This window comes from Xanthomonas sp. AM6, assembly GCF_025665335.1.
GTDB lineage: Bacteria > Pseudomonadota > Gammaproteobacteria > Xanthomonadales > Xanthomonadaceae > Xanthomonas_A.
In genome coordinates this window covers 1680008-1693507 of record NZ_CP106869.1, presented here as the reverse complement: position 1 = coordinate 1693507, position 13500 = coordinate 1680008, and the positions used below count along the sequence as shown (strand labels likewise).

At 71.3% G+C, this 13500-nt stretch carries 13 protein-coding genes; 2 read left to right on the top strand and 11 right to left on the bottom strand.

Annotation, left to right across the window (positions count from 1 at the left end):
• The first annotated feature begins 250 nt into the window (after positions 1 to 250).
• Positions 251 to 2044 (top strand): sensor histidine kinase, encoded by a 1794-nt coding sequence (locus OCJ37_RS06995; RefSeq protein ID WP_263112950.1) that lies wholly within the window; start codon positions 251 to 253, stop codon positions 2042 to 2044.
• Positions 2045 to 2052: 8 nt separating this feature from the next.
• Entirely contained in the window at positions 2053 to 2448 is a 396-nt protein-coding gene (locus OCJ37_RS06990; protein WP_317633219.1) for a response regulator, read from the top strand.
• 193 nt (positions 2449 to 2641) lie between these two features.
• Here the strand turns inward: OCJ37_RS06990 and OCJ37_RS06985 are convergent, their stop codons facing one another.
• From OCJ37_RS06985 to OCJ37_RS06935, 11 genes are all read right to left on the bottom strand, one after another.
• A complete protein-coding gene (locus OCJ37_RS06985) occupies positions 2642 to 3112 on the bottom strand; it encodes a (R)-mandelonitrile lyase (protein ID WP_263112949.1) in 471 nt (156 codons plus the stop codon).
• A 243-nt stretch (positions 3113 to 3355) separates the two neighbouring features.
• Positions 3356 to 3856, bottom strand: a complete 501-nt coding sequence (locus OCJ37_RS06980; protein ID WP_263112948.1) for a transcriptional repressor — start codon at positions 3854 to 3856, stop codon at positions 3356 to 3358.
• A gap of 17 nt (positions 3857 to 3873) precedes the next feature.
• A complete protein-coding gene (gene gltX / locus OCJ37_RS06975) occupies positions 3874 to 5280 on the bottom strand; it encodes a glutamate--tRNA ligase (protein ID WP_263112947.1) in 1407 nt (468 codons plus the stop codon).
• Positions 5281 to 5500: 220 nt separating this feature from the next.
• On the bottom strand, positions 5501 to 6583 hold the full coding sequence (locus OCJ37_RS06970; protein ID WP_263112946.1) for a DUF3616 domain-containing protein: 1083 nt from the start codon (positions 6581 to 6583) through the stop codon (positions 5501 to 5503).
• A gap of 290 nt (positions 6584 to 6873) precedes the next feature.
• Complete coding sequence (locus OCJ37_RS06965; RefSeq protein WP_263112945.1) at positions 6874 to 7761, bottom strand: carbon-nitrogen hydrolase family protein; 888 nt, start codon at positions 7759 to 7761, stop codon at positions 6874 to 6876.
• Positions 7758 to 8363 (bottom strand): GNAT family N-acetyltransferase, encoded by a 606-nt coding sequence (locus tag OCJ37_RS06960; RefSeq protein ID WP_263112944.1) that lies wholly within the window; start codon positions 8361 to 8363, stop codon positions 7758 to 7760. Before OCJ37_RS06960 ends, OCJ37_RS06965 begins: the two co-directional genes overlap by 4 nt.
• A 172-nt stretch (positions 8364 to 8535) precedes the next feature.
• Positions 8536 to 8970, bottom strand: coding sequence for a hypothetical protein (locus tag OCJ37_RS06955; RefSeq protein ID WP_263112943.1), 435 nt, complete (start codon positions 8968 to 8970; stop codon positions 8536 to 8538).
• Between the two features lie 25 nt (positions 8971 to 8995).
• Positions 8996 to 10315 (bottom strand): cell envelope integrity protein CreD, encoded by a 1320-nt coding sequence (creD, locus tag OCJ37_RS06950; protein ID WP_263112942.1) that lies wholly within the window; start codon positions 10313 to 10315, stop codon positions 8996 to 8998.
• A gap of 475 nt (positions 10316 to 10790) precedes the next feature.
• A complete protein-coding gene (gene creC, locus OCJ37_RS06945; RefSeq protein ID WP_263112941.1) occupies positions 10791 to 12233 on the bottom strand; it encodes a two-component system sensor histidine kinase CreC in 1443 nt (480 codons plus the stop codon).
• A gap of 1 nt (position 12234) precedes the next feature.
• Positions 12235 to 12945 carry a two-component system response regulator CreB gene (gene creB / locus OCJ37_RS06940; RefSeq protein ID WP_263112940.1) on the bottom strand — a complete coding sequence of 237 codons (711 nt, stop codon included), beginning with the start codon at positions 12943 to 12945 and terminating at the stop codon, positions 12235 to 12237.
• A 126-nt stretch (positions 12946 to 13071) separates the two neighbouring features.
• Positions 13072 to 13431, bottom strand: a complete 360-nt coding sequence (locus OCJ37_RS06935) for a YgiW/YdeI family stress tolerance OB fold protein (protein WP_263112939.1) — start codon at positions 13429 to 13431, stop codon at positions 13072 to 13074.
• Positions 13432 to 13500 lie beyond the last annotated feature (69 nt).

Here is a 13500-nt window from a genome sequence, read left to right as displayed (position 1 = left end):
GCGCAATCCCGCTCGGCGCGGACGCCGCATCGCCCTCGGCCATCGGCCGTGCCCGGCTGGCCTGGTCGCTCCCACGGGCGGCCCTCGAGCCTGGCCGGCGCCACCGTTCCCGCAGGCCGCCGGCGCCGGTCCCGCCGCTGCCGGCCCCGAGGGACGCGCGCCGCGGCGGGGATGGCCTTGCAGCCGTGTGAAGGGCACACACACCCGGAACTGACTAGACTTTGGCCTCTACTTCCAGATACCCCTGCCCATGTCCGTCACCGTCGAACCGATGGTCGACACCCCCGACGAGCTGTACCGGCCGAACAGCCTGCAGGCGCTGGCCGAGGCCGACCAGGGCGTCCTGGATGCCATCCCCGCCGGCATCTACGTCTGCGCAGTCGACGGCACCATCCTGCGCTACAACCGCCACGCCGCCCGGCTGTGGGGACGCGCGCCGCGACTGGGCGATCGCCACGAGCGCTATTGCGGCGCGCACCGCCTGTTCCTGGCCAACGGCGAATGGTTGCCGCACGAGCGCACGCCGATGGCCACCGCGCTGCTGACCGGCGAATCCTGCCATGGCCGCGAAGTCGTGGTGGCGCACGAGGATGGCTCGCGCAGGACCGTGATGGTCGACATCGAGGCGCTGCGCGACAGCCACGGCCGCATCACCGGCGCGGTCAACTGCTTCCGCGACGTCACCGAGCACAAGCGCGCCGAGGAAAAGAACCGGCAATACCAGCGGGACCTGGAGGACTTCTTCGAGAACTGCGCGGTCGGGCTGCACCTGGTGGCCGGCGACGGCACGATCGTGCGCGCCAACCAGGCCGAACTGGACCTGCTGGGCTACCCGGCCGAGGAGTACGTCGGGCGCTCGATCCGCGATTTCCACGTCGATGCGGACGTGATCGAGCAGATCCTGCGCGACCTGCTCGCCGGGCAGAAGATCGACAAGCGCAGCGCGCGCCTGCGCGCGCGCGACGGTTCGATCCGCCACGTGCAGATCACCTCCAACGCGCGCTACGCCAATGGTGCGTTCGTCAACACCCGCTGCTTCACCGTCGACGTCACCGAACAGCACCTGGCCAACGAAGCGCTGCGCGAGCGCGAGCACCAGCTGCGGCAGATCCTCAACGCGCTCCCGGCGGCGATCTACATGACCGACGCCCAGGGCAAGATCACCTTCTTCAACGAGGCGGCGATCGACTTTTCCGGCCGCCGGCCGGTGCTCGGCAGCGACGAATGGTGCGTGACCTGGCGCCTGTACGAAGCCGACGGCACGCCGCTGCCGCACGACCAGTGCCCGATGGCCGTCGCGCTCAGGGAACAGCGCGAGATCCGCGGCGTGGAGGCGATCGCAGAGCGCCCCGACGGAACCCGGGTGCCCTTCATGCCGTTCCCGACCCCGCTGCGCGACGAGGACGGCACGGTCATCGGCGCGGTCAACATGCTGGTCGACATCACCACCCGCAAACGCGCCGAAGAAGAGCAGCAGGCGCTGATCCACGAGCTCAACCACCGGGTCAAGAACAGCCTGGCCTCGGTGCAATCGATCGCCTTCCAGACCTTCCGCGCCTCGCCCGAGCCCAGCGAGTTCCTGGACAAGTTCCAGGGGCGTCTGCTCGCGCTCAGCAAGGCGCATGACCTGCTGACCCGGCGCAGCTGGACCGGCCTGGGAATCGACGAGTTGTTGGAGACCGAGCTGGAGCCCTACGCCCTCGCCGGCCGCGAGCGGATCCGCCGCAACGGACCGGAAGCGGTGCTGTCGCCGCGCATCGCCCTCGCGCTGTGCATGGTGCTGCACGAACTGGCGACCAACGCGGCGAAGTACGGCGCGCTGTCGTGCGAATCGGGGCAGGTGGAGTTGCAATGGACGGTGGACGCCGGCGCTTTCGCCCTTTCCTGGCACGAGACCGGCGGCCCGGTGGTGGCGGCGCCGGCCACGCGCGGCTTCGGCACCCGCTTCATCGACCGCTGCATCGCCAGCGAACTCGGCGGGAACGTCGAGTTCGCCTTCGCGCCTGGCGGCATGCGCTGCCGCATGCGTTTCCCACTGAATTGAACGCCTCGATGCAACCGACCGAACCCCTGCGCGTCCTGATCGTCGAGGACGAGAGCCTGGTGGCGATGATGATCGAGGGCATCCTGACCATGCAGGGCTGGGAGGTGATCGCCAACGTGGCCACGGTGCCGGCGGCGCTGCAGGCGGTCGAACAGGGCGGGTTCGACATCGCCCTGCTCGACGTCAACATCGGCGGGCAGCAGGTGTTCCCTGTCGCCGAGGCGCTACGCGCTCGCGGCCTGCCGCTGGTGTTCGCCACCGGCTATGGGCTGCAGGGCATCCGCGAGGACCTGCGCCACCTGCCGGTGGTCGCCAAGCCGTTCTCCCCGGAGCATCTGGTCCGCTGCCTGCGCGCGGCGGCGGACGGTCACGCGCGAGCGGCCAGCGGCGACGCGCCGGCCTGACCGGCAGACCGCTGCCGTTGCGCGGACGCCAGGCGGCATTCGCGCCCATCCCTCGCTTCTTCGCCACGCCGACGCGCCGAACGGTGGCCTTCGCCGCAGCGACGGCGCTGTGCGCACGCGGCCGGCGCCGGTGACGACGACCCGCCCGCGCCGTCGTCGCGCGCGCGATCGCCCGTTCGCTGGAACGCCGCCGTCACCCGCCGCGGTACTGCTCGTCGGACACCTGCTCCAGCCACGCCACCGGCGATCCGTCCAGCGACTCGGCGATCGCGATGTGTGTCATCGCCACCTGCGCCGTGGCGCCATGCCAGTGCTTCACGCCCGGCGGGATCCACACGATGTCGCCGGGACGGATTTCCTGCGCCGGCTTGCCCCATTCCTGCACGCGGCCGACGCCGGCGGTGACGATCAGGGTCTGACCCAGCGGATGGGTATGCCAGGCGGTGCGCGCGCCGGGCTCGAAGCTGACGGTGGCGCCGCCCACGCGCGCCGGGGCGTCGGTATGGAACGGCGCGTCGATGCGCACGCTGCCGGTGAAGTAGTCGGCCGGCCCCTTCGCCGAGGCGGACGTGCCGGCCCTGGTCACCTTGATCGGCTTGCCTTCCTCGCCCGGCACGGCAGCGGCCGTCATCGACAACGACATCGCGGTGGCGAACAGGTTCATGGGGGACTCCTTGCTGGGGTGTAGCCCGACTCTAGGCCTGCTCGCGCGCCACCACCAGCCGGCGCAGCCCACATAGGCCTGGAAGCCCCGCGCATCAATCGCCACGCGTGCGATCGGGGCCATGCGGCCGGTCGCCCTGCGTCGCCTGCGCAAGGCGGTTGCGCATGGGTCGAAGGAGCGACCCGGCGCCCTGCCGACGCTACGCAGCAGAGGCCATGGAATGGCGGAACAGGCCCTGCAGATTCACAGGTTCGCCGACCCCGCGCAGCGCGCGCACAGGCCATGCACTTCCAGGGTCTGCGCCTGCGGCTGGAAGCCCAGCGCCTTGGCGCGCTGTTCCAGCTGCGCGACCACGTCGCGGTCCTCCAGTTCGACCGCGCTGTGGCAGCGGTCGCAGATCAGGAACGGCACCGAGTGCTGGGCGCTGCTGGGATGGTGGCAGGCGACGAAGGCGTTGACCGACTCGAGCTTGTGCACGAAGCCGTTGGCCATCAGGAAATCCAGCGCACGGTACACGGTGGGCGGCGCGTCGGCGCCCACGCTCTTGCCTTCGCGCACCCATTCCAGCAGTTCGTAGGCCTTCACCGGGCGCGCCGCCTCGGCGATCAGCCGCAGCACGTTGGCCCGGATCGGCGTCAGCCGCAGCCCGCGTTCGCGGCTCACCCGCTCCACCACCTTGACGAAGTCGTCGGCGTCGTGGACGTGGTGGTGCGGCTCGGTGCAGGCGGTCTTCTTGCTGGACATGGCGGTTCTCCGGGGAATCAGCTTCCCGCTGGGATCTTGATGAGCGCGGCGTCGATGCGTTTCAAGGCCTGCTCGCGCCCGGCCAGGTACACCGTGTAGGAGATGTCCGGGCTGACCTGGGTGCCGGTGATGGCCACGCGCAGCGGCTGCGCGACCTTGCCCATGCCGATCTCCAGTGCCGCGGCGGCCTCGTGCAGCGCGGCCGAGACGGCGTCCACGCTCCACTGCTCCAGCGCGGCCAGCAGCTCGCGCGCCTTGCCCAGGGCCAGTTCGGCGCCGGGCTTGAGGTGCTTGGCCACGGCCGCCTCGTCGTAGCTCTCCAGCGGCCGGTACCAGACCACCGCCTTCTCGGCCATGTCCTTCAGCGTCTGCACGCGCTCGCGCAGCGCCAGCACCACGTCGGCGGCGGCCGGGCCGGCGGCCGGGTCGATGCCGAGCTTGGCCAGCTGGTACTCCAGCTGCGGCGCGATCGTGGCCGGGTCGTCGGTCTTCAGGTAATGCTGGTTGACCCAGCCGAGCTTGGCCATGTCCAGCCGCGCGGCCTTGGAGTTGACGTCCTTGACGTCGAACAGGTCGATCAGCTCCTGGCGGCCGAACAGCTCCTGGTCGCCGTGCGACCAGCCCAGCCGCGCCAGGTAGTTGATCAGCGCGTGCGGCAGGTAGCCGGCGTCCCTGTACTGCATCACGTCGGCCGCGCCGGTGCGCTTGGACAGCTTGGCGCCCTGCTCGTCCAGGATCATCGGCATGTGCGCGAACCTCGGCACCGGCGCGCCCAGCGCTTCGTAGATGTTGATCTGGCGCGGGGTGTTGTTGATGTGGTCGTCGCCGCGGATCACCTCGGTGATGCCCATGTCCCAGTCGTCCACCACCACCGCGAAGTTGTAGGTGGGGTAGCCGTCGGGGCGCAGGATCACCATGTCGTCGAGCTCGCTGTTGGCGATCTCGATGCGGCCCTTGATCAGGTCGTCGAACACCACGCTGCCGCCTTCGGGGTTCTTGAAGCGGATGACGCGGTTCGGATCGTCGCGGTGCGGCAGGTTCTGCTCGCGCGCCGCGCCGTTGTAGCGGGGCTTTTCCTGCTTGGCCATCGCCGCTTCGCGCATCGCGTCCAGTTCCTCGCGGGTCTCGTAGGCGTAATAGGCCTTGCCGGCGGCGAGCAGTTGCGCGGCCACTTCCTGGTAGCGGGCGATGCGCTGGGTCTGGTAGACCGGGCCTTGGTCGTAGTCCAGGCCCAGCCAGTCCATCGCGTCCAGGATCGCGTCGATCGCCGCCTGGGTGCTGCGCTCGCGGTCGGTGTCCTCGATGCGCAGCACGAACTCGCCGCCGCGGTGGCGCGCCTCCAGCCAGCAGTACAGCGCGGTGCGCGCGCCGCCGATGTGCAGGTAACCGGTGGGACTGGGGGCGAAACGGGTGCGGCAGGCCATGGAACGCTCGGAGCAAACGGGAATCGGGCGATTTTACCCCGCCGTGCCTTGCATTGCCCGGAGAGGCAGTGCGGCGCCGTGCCTGGGCTTTTCCATTGTCGGAGCGGCTTCAGCCGCGACAGGCACTACCGGTAATGCCCGTCGCGGCTGAAGCCGCTCCTACAAAAGGCCTAGAACCCTGGTGGTTCACGCAGGGCCTGTCACCCGATCGGGATAGGCGCTAGCGCAGCAGGTCGCCATGCACGACGCACTCGCCGTCGCTGCGCTGCGGCCCCGGCGCGTCGTACAGCACCAGCCAGCCGGGCGCGCCGCCGGTCAGCGCCGGCGGCAGGTTGCACAGCGCTTCGGCGCGATCGCTGTCCTCGCCGTGCGGCAGCGCCAGCGACTTGACCAGCTCGCGCTGGAACCGCACCGGCGCGCGGTTGGCCGCCAGCGCCGCGCGCGCGCCGGGCCAGCGGAACAGGCGGATCTCGCCATTGAGCACCATGGTCGGGCCGGCCAGCAGGTACAGGTCCTCGCCATGGAAATGCAGGTCGCGCACGCCGAGCCCGCCCAGTTGCAGGAAATGCTTGCGCAGCAGGGTGCCCTCCCCGTCCAGCGGGAGCAGCCGCAGGCGGTCGTGGTGCGCCTCCACCGCGATCTCCAGCAGCCCGGCCCAGCCGCGCAGCACCGGGCCGCGCAGGCCCAGCAGCAGGCGCTGGCCGTCCACCGCCATGCCCTCGATGTCGAAACCGTTGTCCTTGCCGGGGATCTTCAGATAGGCGCCGAAATGCGGGTCGTCGGCGAGCAGTTCGGTGAGCTGGTTGTGCTTGGCGTCGCCCTGCAGGCGCAGCGCGCGGCGGCCATCGGCGGTTTCGCGCACCAGCTGCGGCGCGCCGTCGGCGTCGCGCTCGATCGGCAGGCAGGCGAGCAGGCGACGGTTGGCGTCGAGCTTGAGCTTGGCCAGGCGCTTGCCGTTGTCGGCGTCGTCGCGGTCGGGCTTGGCGTTCTTGCGTTTCATGCCGTGCGAGCCGACCACCCACAGGTAGCCCGGCGACAGCGCCATGCCTTCCAGGTCGGCCTCGTCGTCGTGGTCGCCGGGCAGGTCGAGCAGATCGCCGAGGGCGAAGCTGCGGCCTTCGCCGAAGCGCAGCGTTTCCTCGCCGAGCGGGGTCATGGCGTGCAGGCGGTCGACCGCGCAGGCCTCGTCGCCGGCCACCCACAGCCAGTCGTCGGTGCAGGCGGCGCCGGACAGGTTGGCGTGGACCAGGGCGCCGGGAGCGAATTCGAGGCGCACGGCGTGCGGCTGCAGGATCTTGGGCATCGGGGGAAGGTGTCGGCAATGGAGGGAGGCGACAGCAGAACGCAACGTGCGTTCGGATGGCGTGTGCTGGCGCGGCGCATGCCGCTGCGTCGCGGGTCTTGGCGGCGTTTCAAGCGCCGTTCGCGTTGCTGGTTTCCGGCGCGCGAGCGCTGGGCTCGGCGCGGTCGGCCATGTCGGCGACCACATCGGGCGCAAGGCCGCGCTGGCGGCGCTGCCACCGCCACGCGCTGGCGCAGCGCCGGTTGACGGCCTGCCCAGCCAACGCGCCTGCGCGCGGATCGACCAGCCGCCTACTCGAAGCTACCCAACTCTGCCCGCACCAGGGCCGGCGCCAGCTGGCCGCGCCAGTCGCGGTCGTTGGCGACCTGGGCGTGGGCGCGGCTGGCCTCGAACGCGGCGAAGTCCAGCTCGGCCAGCGCCCAGACCTGCTCGCCGCGGGTCTGCGCGACGATGCCGTCGGCCGGGAAACCGGCGTCCATCGGCGCGTAGATCGCCGCCTCGCCGGTGTTCACGTCCAGCGCCGGGCTCCATTCGGCCAGGCCGGCGGTCACCGACTGGGCGACGAAGAGGCGGTTCTCCAGCGCGCGCGCCAGGCAGCCCACGCGCACGCGGGTGGCGCCGGCCTCGGTGTCGGTGCAGCTGGGCACCACCAGCAGCCGCGCGCCGGCCTCGTACTGGGCGCGCACCGGCAGCGGGAACTCGCTGTCGTAGCAGACCGCCACACCGGCGCGCACGCCGTCGTCTGCCGCGAACACCTTCAGCGCGTCGCCGCCCTCGATCAGGCCAGTGGCCTTCTCGAAGCCGGTCAGCTGCAACTTGTCCTGCCAGCCGTGGCGGCCGTCGGGCGCGAACCAGTAGGCGCGGTTGCGGTAGCGGCCCTCGCCGCTGGCCAGCAGGAAACTGCCGGCGACCAGGTGCAGGCGGTGCCGCTGCGCCAGCTGCGCGAACAGCGCCAGGTACTGCGGATGCAGCGCCTGGATCGCCGCCAGCGAGGCCGGCAGGTCCTCGGCCACGGCCGCGGCGAAGGTCGCGGCCAGTTCCAGCGACAGGTATTCCGGCAGCACCGCCAGCTGCGCGCCGGCCTGCGCGGCCTGCCCGATCAAGGCCGCCTGCTTGTCGGCGAAGGCGGCGAAATCGACCGGCGCACCGATCGGGTACTTGGCGACGGCGATCTTCATGCGGCGGGCTCCAGCGGACGGGTCCAGAACGTCAGGGTGTGCGGGATCTCGCCGCGGTCCAGTTCCTCCCACGGCAACTGCATGCGCAGCGACGGCTGCGGTTGGTAGCCGCGCTTGCGCCAGAACGCGTCGTTGCCGCGGTAGCCGGGCGGGCACCGCGGATCGTCGGGGTCGCGGTCCACCGCGCAGAACGCGGTCAGGCGGAAGCGGCCGAGCGCGCGCGCATGCGCCTGGCGATGGTCGAAGAAGGCGTGGCCGACGCCGCGGCCGCGGTACTCGGGCAACAGCACCGATTCGCCGAAATAGAACACGTCGGCCACCGCGATGCCACTGCCGGCGAAGGCCGCGCCGAATGCCTCGGCATCGTCGCCCAGCGGCAGCCCGGTGGACGCACCGACCACGCGGTCGCCGTCGCGCGCCAGCACGAACACGCTGTCCGGCGAGGCGGCGTAGGCGGACAGGTAGTCGCGCTCGTAGCCCGGGTCGCCGGCGTACAGGTAGGGCCAGTCGCGGAACACCGCGATGCGCAGCCGCGCCACATCGTCCAGGAACGGAGCGATCTGCGCGCCGCGCAGGCGCTGGATGGAGAGCGGAGAGTCCATCCGTGAACTCTACCGCAGGCGTTTCCCTGGCGCTGCCGGCTTGGCGATGCCCTGGTCGGTGCGACTCCTGGCGCCGTCCTGGCGCTGGGCGTCCGTGCCCGGTCCTGCGTCCTGTCATGACCTTCGGGTGCGGGGATACGGCTTCCCCCCTTGCGCCAGCGACGGCGCACGCTCACCGCCACCAGCGGCACAGCAGCGCCGCCTGCGCCGGCAGCACCAGCAGCCGCGCGCGGCCTTGCGCCTCCCAGGTCACGAACCCGGGTCCGTGCGCCGGCTGGGCGTCCTGCCCGGCAGCCGGCGCCCAGGCCGAATCGCGGCGCAGCGCGCGCCATGCGCAGTAGCGCCAGGGCTCGGCCTCGCCGGGCAAGGCGGCGCGGGCCTGCAGCGCCGCCGCCAGGAACGCCAGGCCTTGCGCGGCCAGCGCCTGGCGGCTGCGTTCGCCCAACCGCAGCCACAGCGCGCCGCCGCGGTCGGCGGCGGTGACCAGCGCCGCCTGCGCGCTGCGCGCCAGCGCCGCGCCGGCATTGCCGCGGTGCAGGCCGCGGGTGTCCAACGCGTCCGGCAACAGGGCCTGGACGCGGCGGTGCAGATGGATGTGCGTCGACATGGCGTCGTCCTCGTCGCGCACCGGCTCAGCGCAGCGCCGCGCCGAGTTCGTACCAGTCGATCTTGCGGGTGATCCACATGATCGCGGCGAGGATGCCGAACAGCAGCAGCGAGCCCATCAGCAAGGCGCTGTCCTCGGAGGCCAGCAACCCGTACAGCGCGCCGTACAGCAGGGTGAGCATGCTGGCGAAACCGGCGGCGCGGCCGCGGCTGCGCAACACCCCGGCCAGGTAGAAGAACTGCAGGCCGATGCAGGCCACCGCCGAGATCAGATACGCCTGCCAGAACGCAATGTGCTCGGACAGGCTGAGCAACAGCAGGAAGAAGATCGCCAGCGCCAGCCCGACCAGCAGGTACTGCAGCGGATGGATCGGCAGGCGCTTGATCAGCTCGAACAGGCCGAAGGCGACGAAGGTCAGCACCACGAACAGGATGCCGTACTTGCTGGCCCGATCGGCCTGGGTGTACACGTCGACCGGGTCGACCAGGTCCACGCGCAGCGCATCGATCTCGCTGCTGCCGGTCGCCAGCTGCGACTGTGCGCCGGTCGCCAGCGACGACAGCGCCCAGCTGGCCTGGAAGCCCTGCGGGCCGAAGCGGCGCTCGTTGGGCAGGAAGCGGCCGCCGAACAGCGGATGCGGCCACGGCGAGGTCAGCGCGATCTGGTTGTCGTCGCCCACCGGCACGATCGACAGCGCCTGGGTCCCGTCGAGCACGAATTCCATTTCCACGCTGTGCAGATCGGTGAGCCGACCCTGGCGGGCGTCGGCCAGCGCCGGCAGCACCGCATGCACGCCCTTGGAGACGTCGCTCATCGCCAGCGCGCCGGGCTGCAGCCCCAGCGCCTTGCCGTCGGCGCGCAGGTTGGGCGTGCCGACCAGGCCGCGCACGTCCTCGATGCCGAGCACCAGGTAGGGCTGGCCGTAGGTGCGGCCCTCGATCTCTTCGTAGTCCATGTCGTCGAACTGCGCCTTGAGCCGCGCGTGCAGGCTGTACACCTGCACCTTGAACAGGCCGATGCTGCGCTGCGACGGCTTCATCTCGCCGTCGATCGACAGATGCCGCGGGGTCTGCAGGTCGTAGCCGGTTTCCGTTTCGCGCCTGACGGTGCGCTTGCCGTCGGCATCCACCACCGCGACGTCGCGCACCTGCGACCAGGGCAGCACGCGCATCGGGCCGAGCAGGCGCTGCTCGCCGGCCTTGCTTTGCGACACGCGCTCGACCGCCTCGTCGCGATAGCGCTCGCGGCCGCTGATGGTGCCGCGGATCATCAACAGCGGGATCAGCAGCAACAGGATCAATCCGCCGATGGTGGCGAATCGCAGGACAAGCTTCAGGGATTTCATCGACGGTCCTCGGTGGTGGAGGCCGCCAGGGTGCCGCGCCCGCATGTGCGGGGTTTGAGGCGAATTTGAAGCGAGTGTGAAGTGGGCGGCGGGTTGCGGGAGGTGGCCGCATGCCTAAGTCAAAGCCGTCGCGGCCGCCGCGAGGTTTTTCGGCGCTCAGCCGCGTCGGGGCTGAAGCCCCTCCCACAGTGCGCCCATCAGGCCCGATGCGCCCCTGGAAGCGGCATCCCTCGCGAAGAGCGAATCAAGACCACATCGCAGGCAATCTGTCGGGGCTGAAGCCCCTCCTACAGAATGCAGCCAAGCCCGCGCGAGCCCACTTTCCTGTAGGAGCGGCTTCAGCCGCGACCAACGCCGTGTCCAGACCTTCCAGCGATGGATACCGCTCGGGGCTCAAGCTCCTCCCGCAGCGAAACAGCCGCTCAGGCGCGCATCCGCCCCCGTGGGAGCGACTTCAGTCGCGACGCACGCAGCCTCAGCCCGCAGGCAGCGCCAACCGCGCCATGGCGCCGCCGCTCTCGCAGTTGCGCAGGCTCGCCTCGCCGCCGTGCAGCCGCGCCACTTCGCGCACGAACGGCAGGCCCAGGCCGGAGCTGCGCTGCCCGCTGCCCGGCCGCGCCAGCGAATAGAAGCGCTCGAACACCCGTTCCAGCGCGTAATCGGGCACCCCGGGGCCGGCGTCTTCCACCAGCAGCGCGACGCGCGCGTCCGCGTCGCGCTCGGCGCGCAACACGATCGCGGCGCCGGCCGGCGAGAACCCGATCGCGTTGTCGAGCAGGTTGTGCAGGGCCTGGCGCAGCAGGTAGGGGTCGCCGACAACCGCCAGGTCCGGGTCGAGCATCTGCACCTGCAGGCGCAGGCCGCCGGCCTGCAACTGCGGCGCCAACGCCTCGGCCAGCTGCGCGAACAGCGGCGCCAGCACGATCCGCTCGCGCCGCTGCAGCCAGCCGTGCTGCTCCACTTCGGCCAGCGCCAGCAGTTTGTCGATGGTCTCGGTGAGGCGTTGCTGCTGCTCGGCGATGTTGCGCACGAAGCGCTGCCGCTCCGGCTCCGGCAGCGGCTCCTGCAGCAATTCGGCGGCGCCGCGGATCGCCGCCAGCGGGCTCTTCATCTCGTGGGTCAGCGACTGCACGTACTGCTCGACGTAGGCCTTGCCCTCGAGCTTGCGCCGCATCGTCTCCAGCGCGCGGCCCAGGTCGCCGATCTCGTCGCGGCGCGGCGGCGGCGGCGGCACCGGCTCGCCGGCGCTGACCGCCTGCGCGTAGCGGTTGAGCCGGCCGATGCCGCGCAGCAGGCCCCAGGTCATCAGCAACCCGATCAGCGCGGAGATGCCGATCAGCCAGGCGCCGCGCAGCAGGATGCTGCGCTGGCTGGCGACGATGAACGGCTCGATGCTGCGGTTGGGCTGGGACAGGGTCAGTACCCCGATCAGGCGGCGGCCGTCGGCCGGGTCGTAGATCGGCGCGGCCACGTGCATCACGGTGTGGTTGGGGTCGCCGTCGCCCTCGGCGCTGGAGCGCGCGCCGTACTCGCCGCGCAGGGTGCGGTAGACGTCGTTCCAGCGCGAGTTGTCGCGGCCCAGGTCCTGGCCGCGCGAATCGAACACCACCACGCCGGCCGCATCGGTGATGGTGACGCGGTAATCGACGCTGCGCTTGGGGAAGCGCCACACCATCGCGCGCGGGTTGCGCCGTTGCGCGGCGCCGAGGTCGCGGGCGAAGGCGCCGCTGTCGATGCGCCCGGCCTTCAGGTCGCTGGCGGCCATCTGCGCCAGCACGTTGGCCGCGTCCACCAGGGTCGATTCCATCGCCTGGCGCACCCCGGGCTTGACCTCGTTGACGAACACCCGCATCACGAAGAACGCGGCGACGCCGACGATCAGGAAGAAGCCCAGGAACAGCTTCAGCCCCAGCCGCATCTCAGTGCTCCAGTGCGTAGCCGAGCCCGCGGTGGGTGCGGATCGGGTCGTGCGCGGCGCCGGCCGCGCGCAGCTTGGCGCGCAGGGTCTTGATGTGGGTGTCCACGGTGCGGTCGGCGCTGTCGGCGCTGGCGTCCCAGCCGCGGTCCATCAGTTGCGCGCGGCTGAGGATGGCGCCGGGCCGCTGCAGCAGCGCAGCCAGCAGCGCGTATTCGTAGCGGGTCAGGTCCAGCGCGGCGTCGCGGTAGTGGATGCGGCGGCCGTCGCGGTCGATCGCGAAGTCGCCGTGCTTCTGCCAGCCCGGCTCGGCGGCCGCCGCCGGCGCGGCCGGGCGCCGCAACCGCGCGCGCACCCGCGCGACCAGCTCGCGCGGCGAGAACGGCTTGGCCATGTAGTCGTCGGCGCCCAGTTCCAGGCCGAGCACGCGATCGATCTCGTCGTTGCGCGCGGTCAGGAAGATCACCGGCACCTGGCTGAAGCTGCGCAGTTCGCGGCAGACCTCGAAGCCGCCCAGGTCCGGCAGGCCGACGTCGAGCACCACCACGTCGATGCCGCCGGCGCGCGCCTGCGCCAGCGCCTCGCGCCCGAGCAGGCAGTGCCGCACCTGGTAACCCTCGCTGCGCAACGCGTACAGCACGGTATCGGCGATGGCGGATTCGTCCTCGACGACGAGGACACAGGGGGCGGCGGGCGCGGACATGGCGCGCAGCATAGCCGCAGCCGGGCGTGGCGTGCAGCGTGGCGCGGGTCAGTGCCGACGCCGCCAGCCGCCGGCCTACGCCGCGGCGGCTGGGTCGGCGCGCAAGCGGGCGGCTCGCCGCGCCTGCGCATCGGCGGCTCAGCGCAGGAGGCGCACTTCGTCCACTTCGACTTCGGCGGAACGGAAGTCCTTGTCGAACTCGCCCAGCAGTTCGACCTGGGCCTTGTCGTCGAACGGACGCCCGGCCGGCAGCGCGTGCGCATCGATCTCGACCTTGAGGCTGCCGGTCGCGTCGCGGAAGGTGTAGCGGTCGCCGCCATCGTGCGAGGCGATGCGCCCGCGCAGCACCACCTGCTGCTCGTCCTTGCCCTGGTCCAGCAACTGCTTGACCGTGGTCACCGGCACGCTGCTGGGCCCGGTGTACTGCGCGGCGGCCTGGCCGGCGGCGAGGACGGCGATGGCGGCGACGGCCAGCGTGGAGAGGATGGTCTTGCGCATGGAGTGCTCCTTCGGTTCGATGTCATGGCCGATCGCCATGGACGCCATTGCACCGCACGAAGCTGAAGT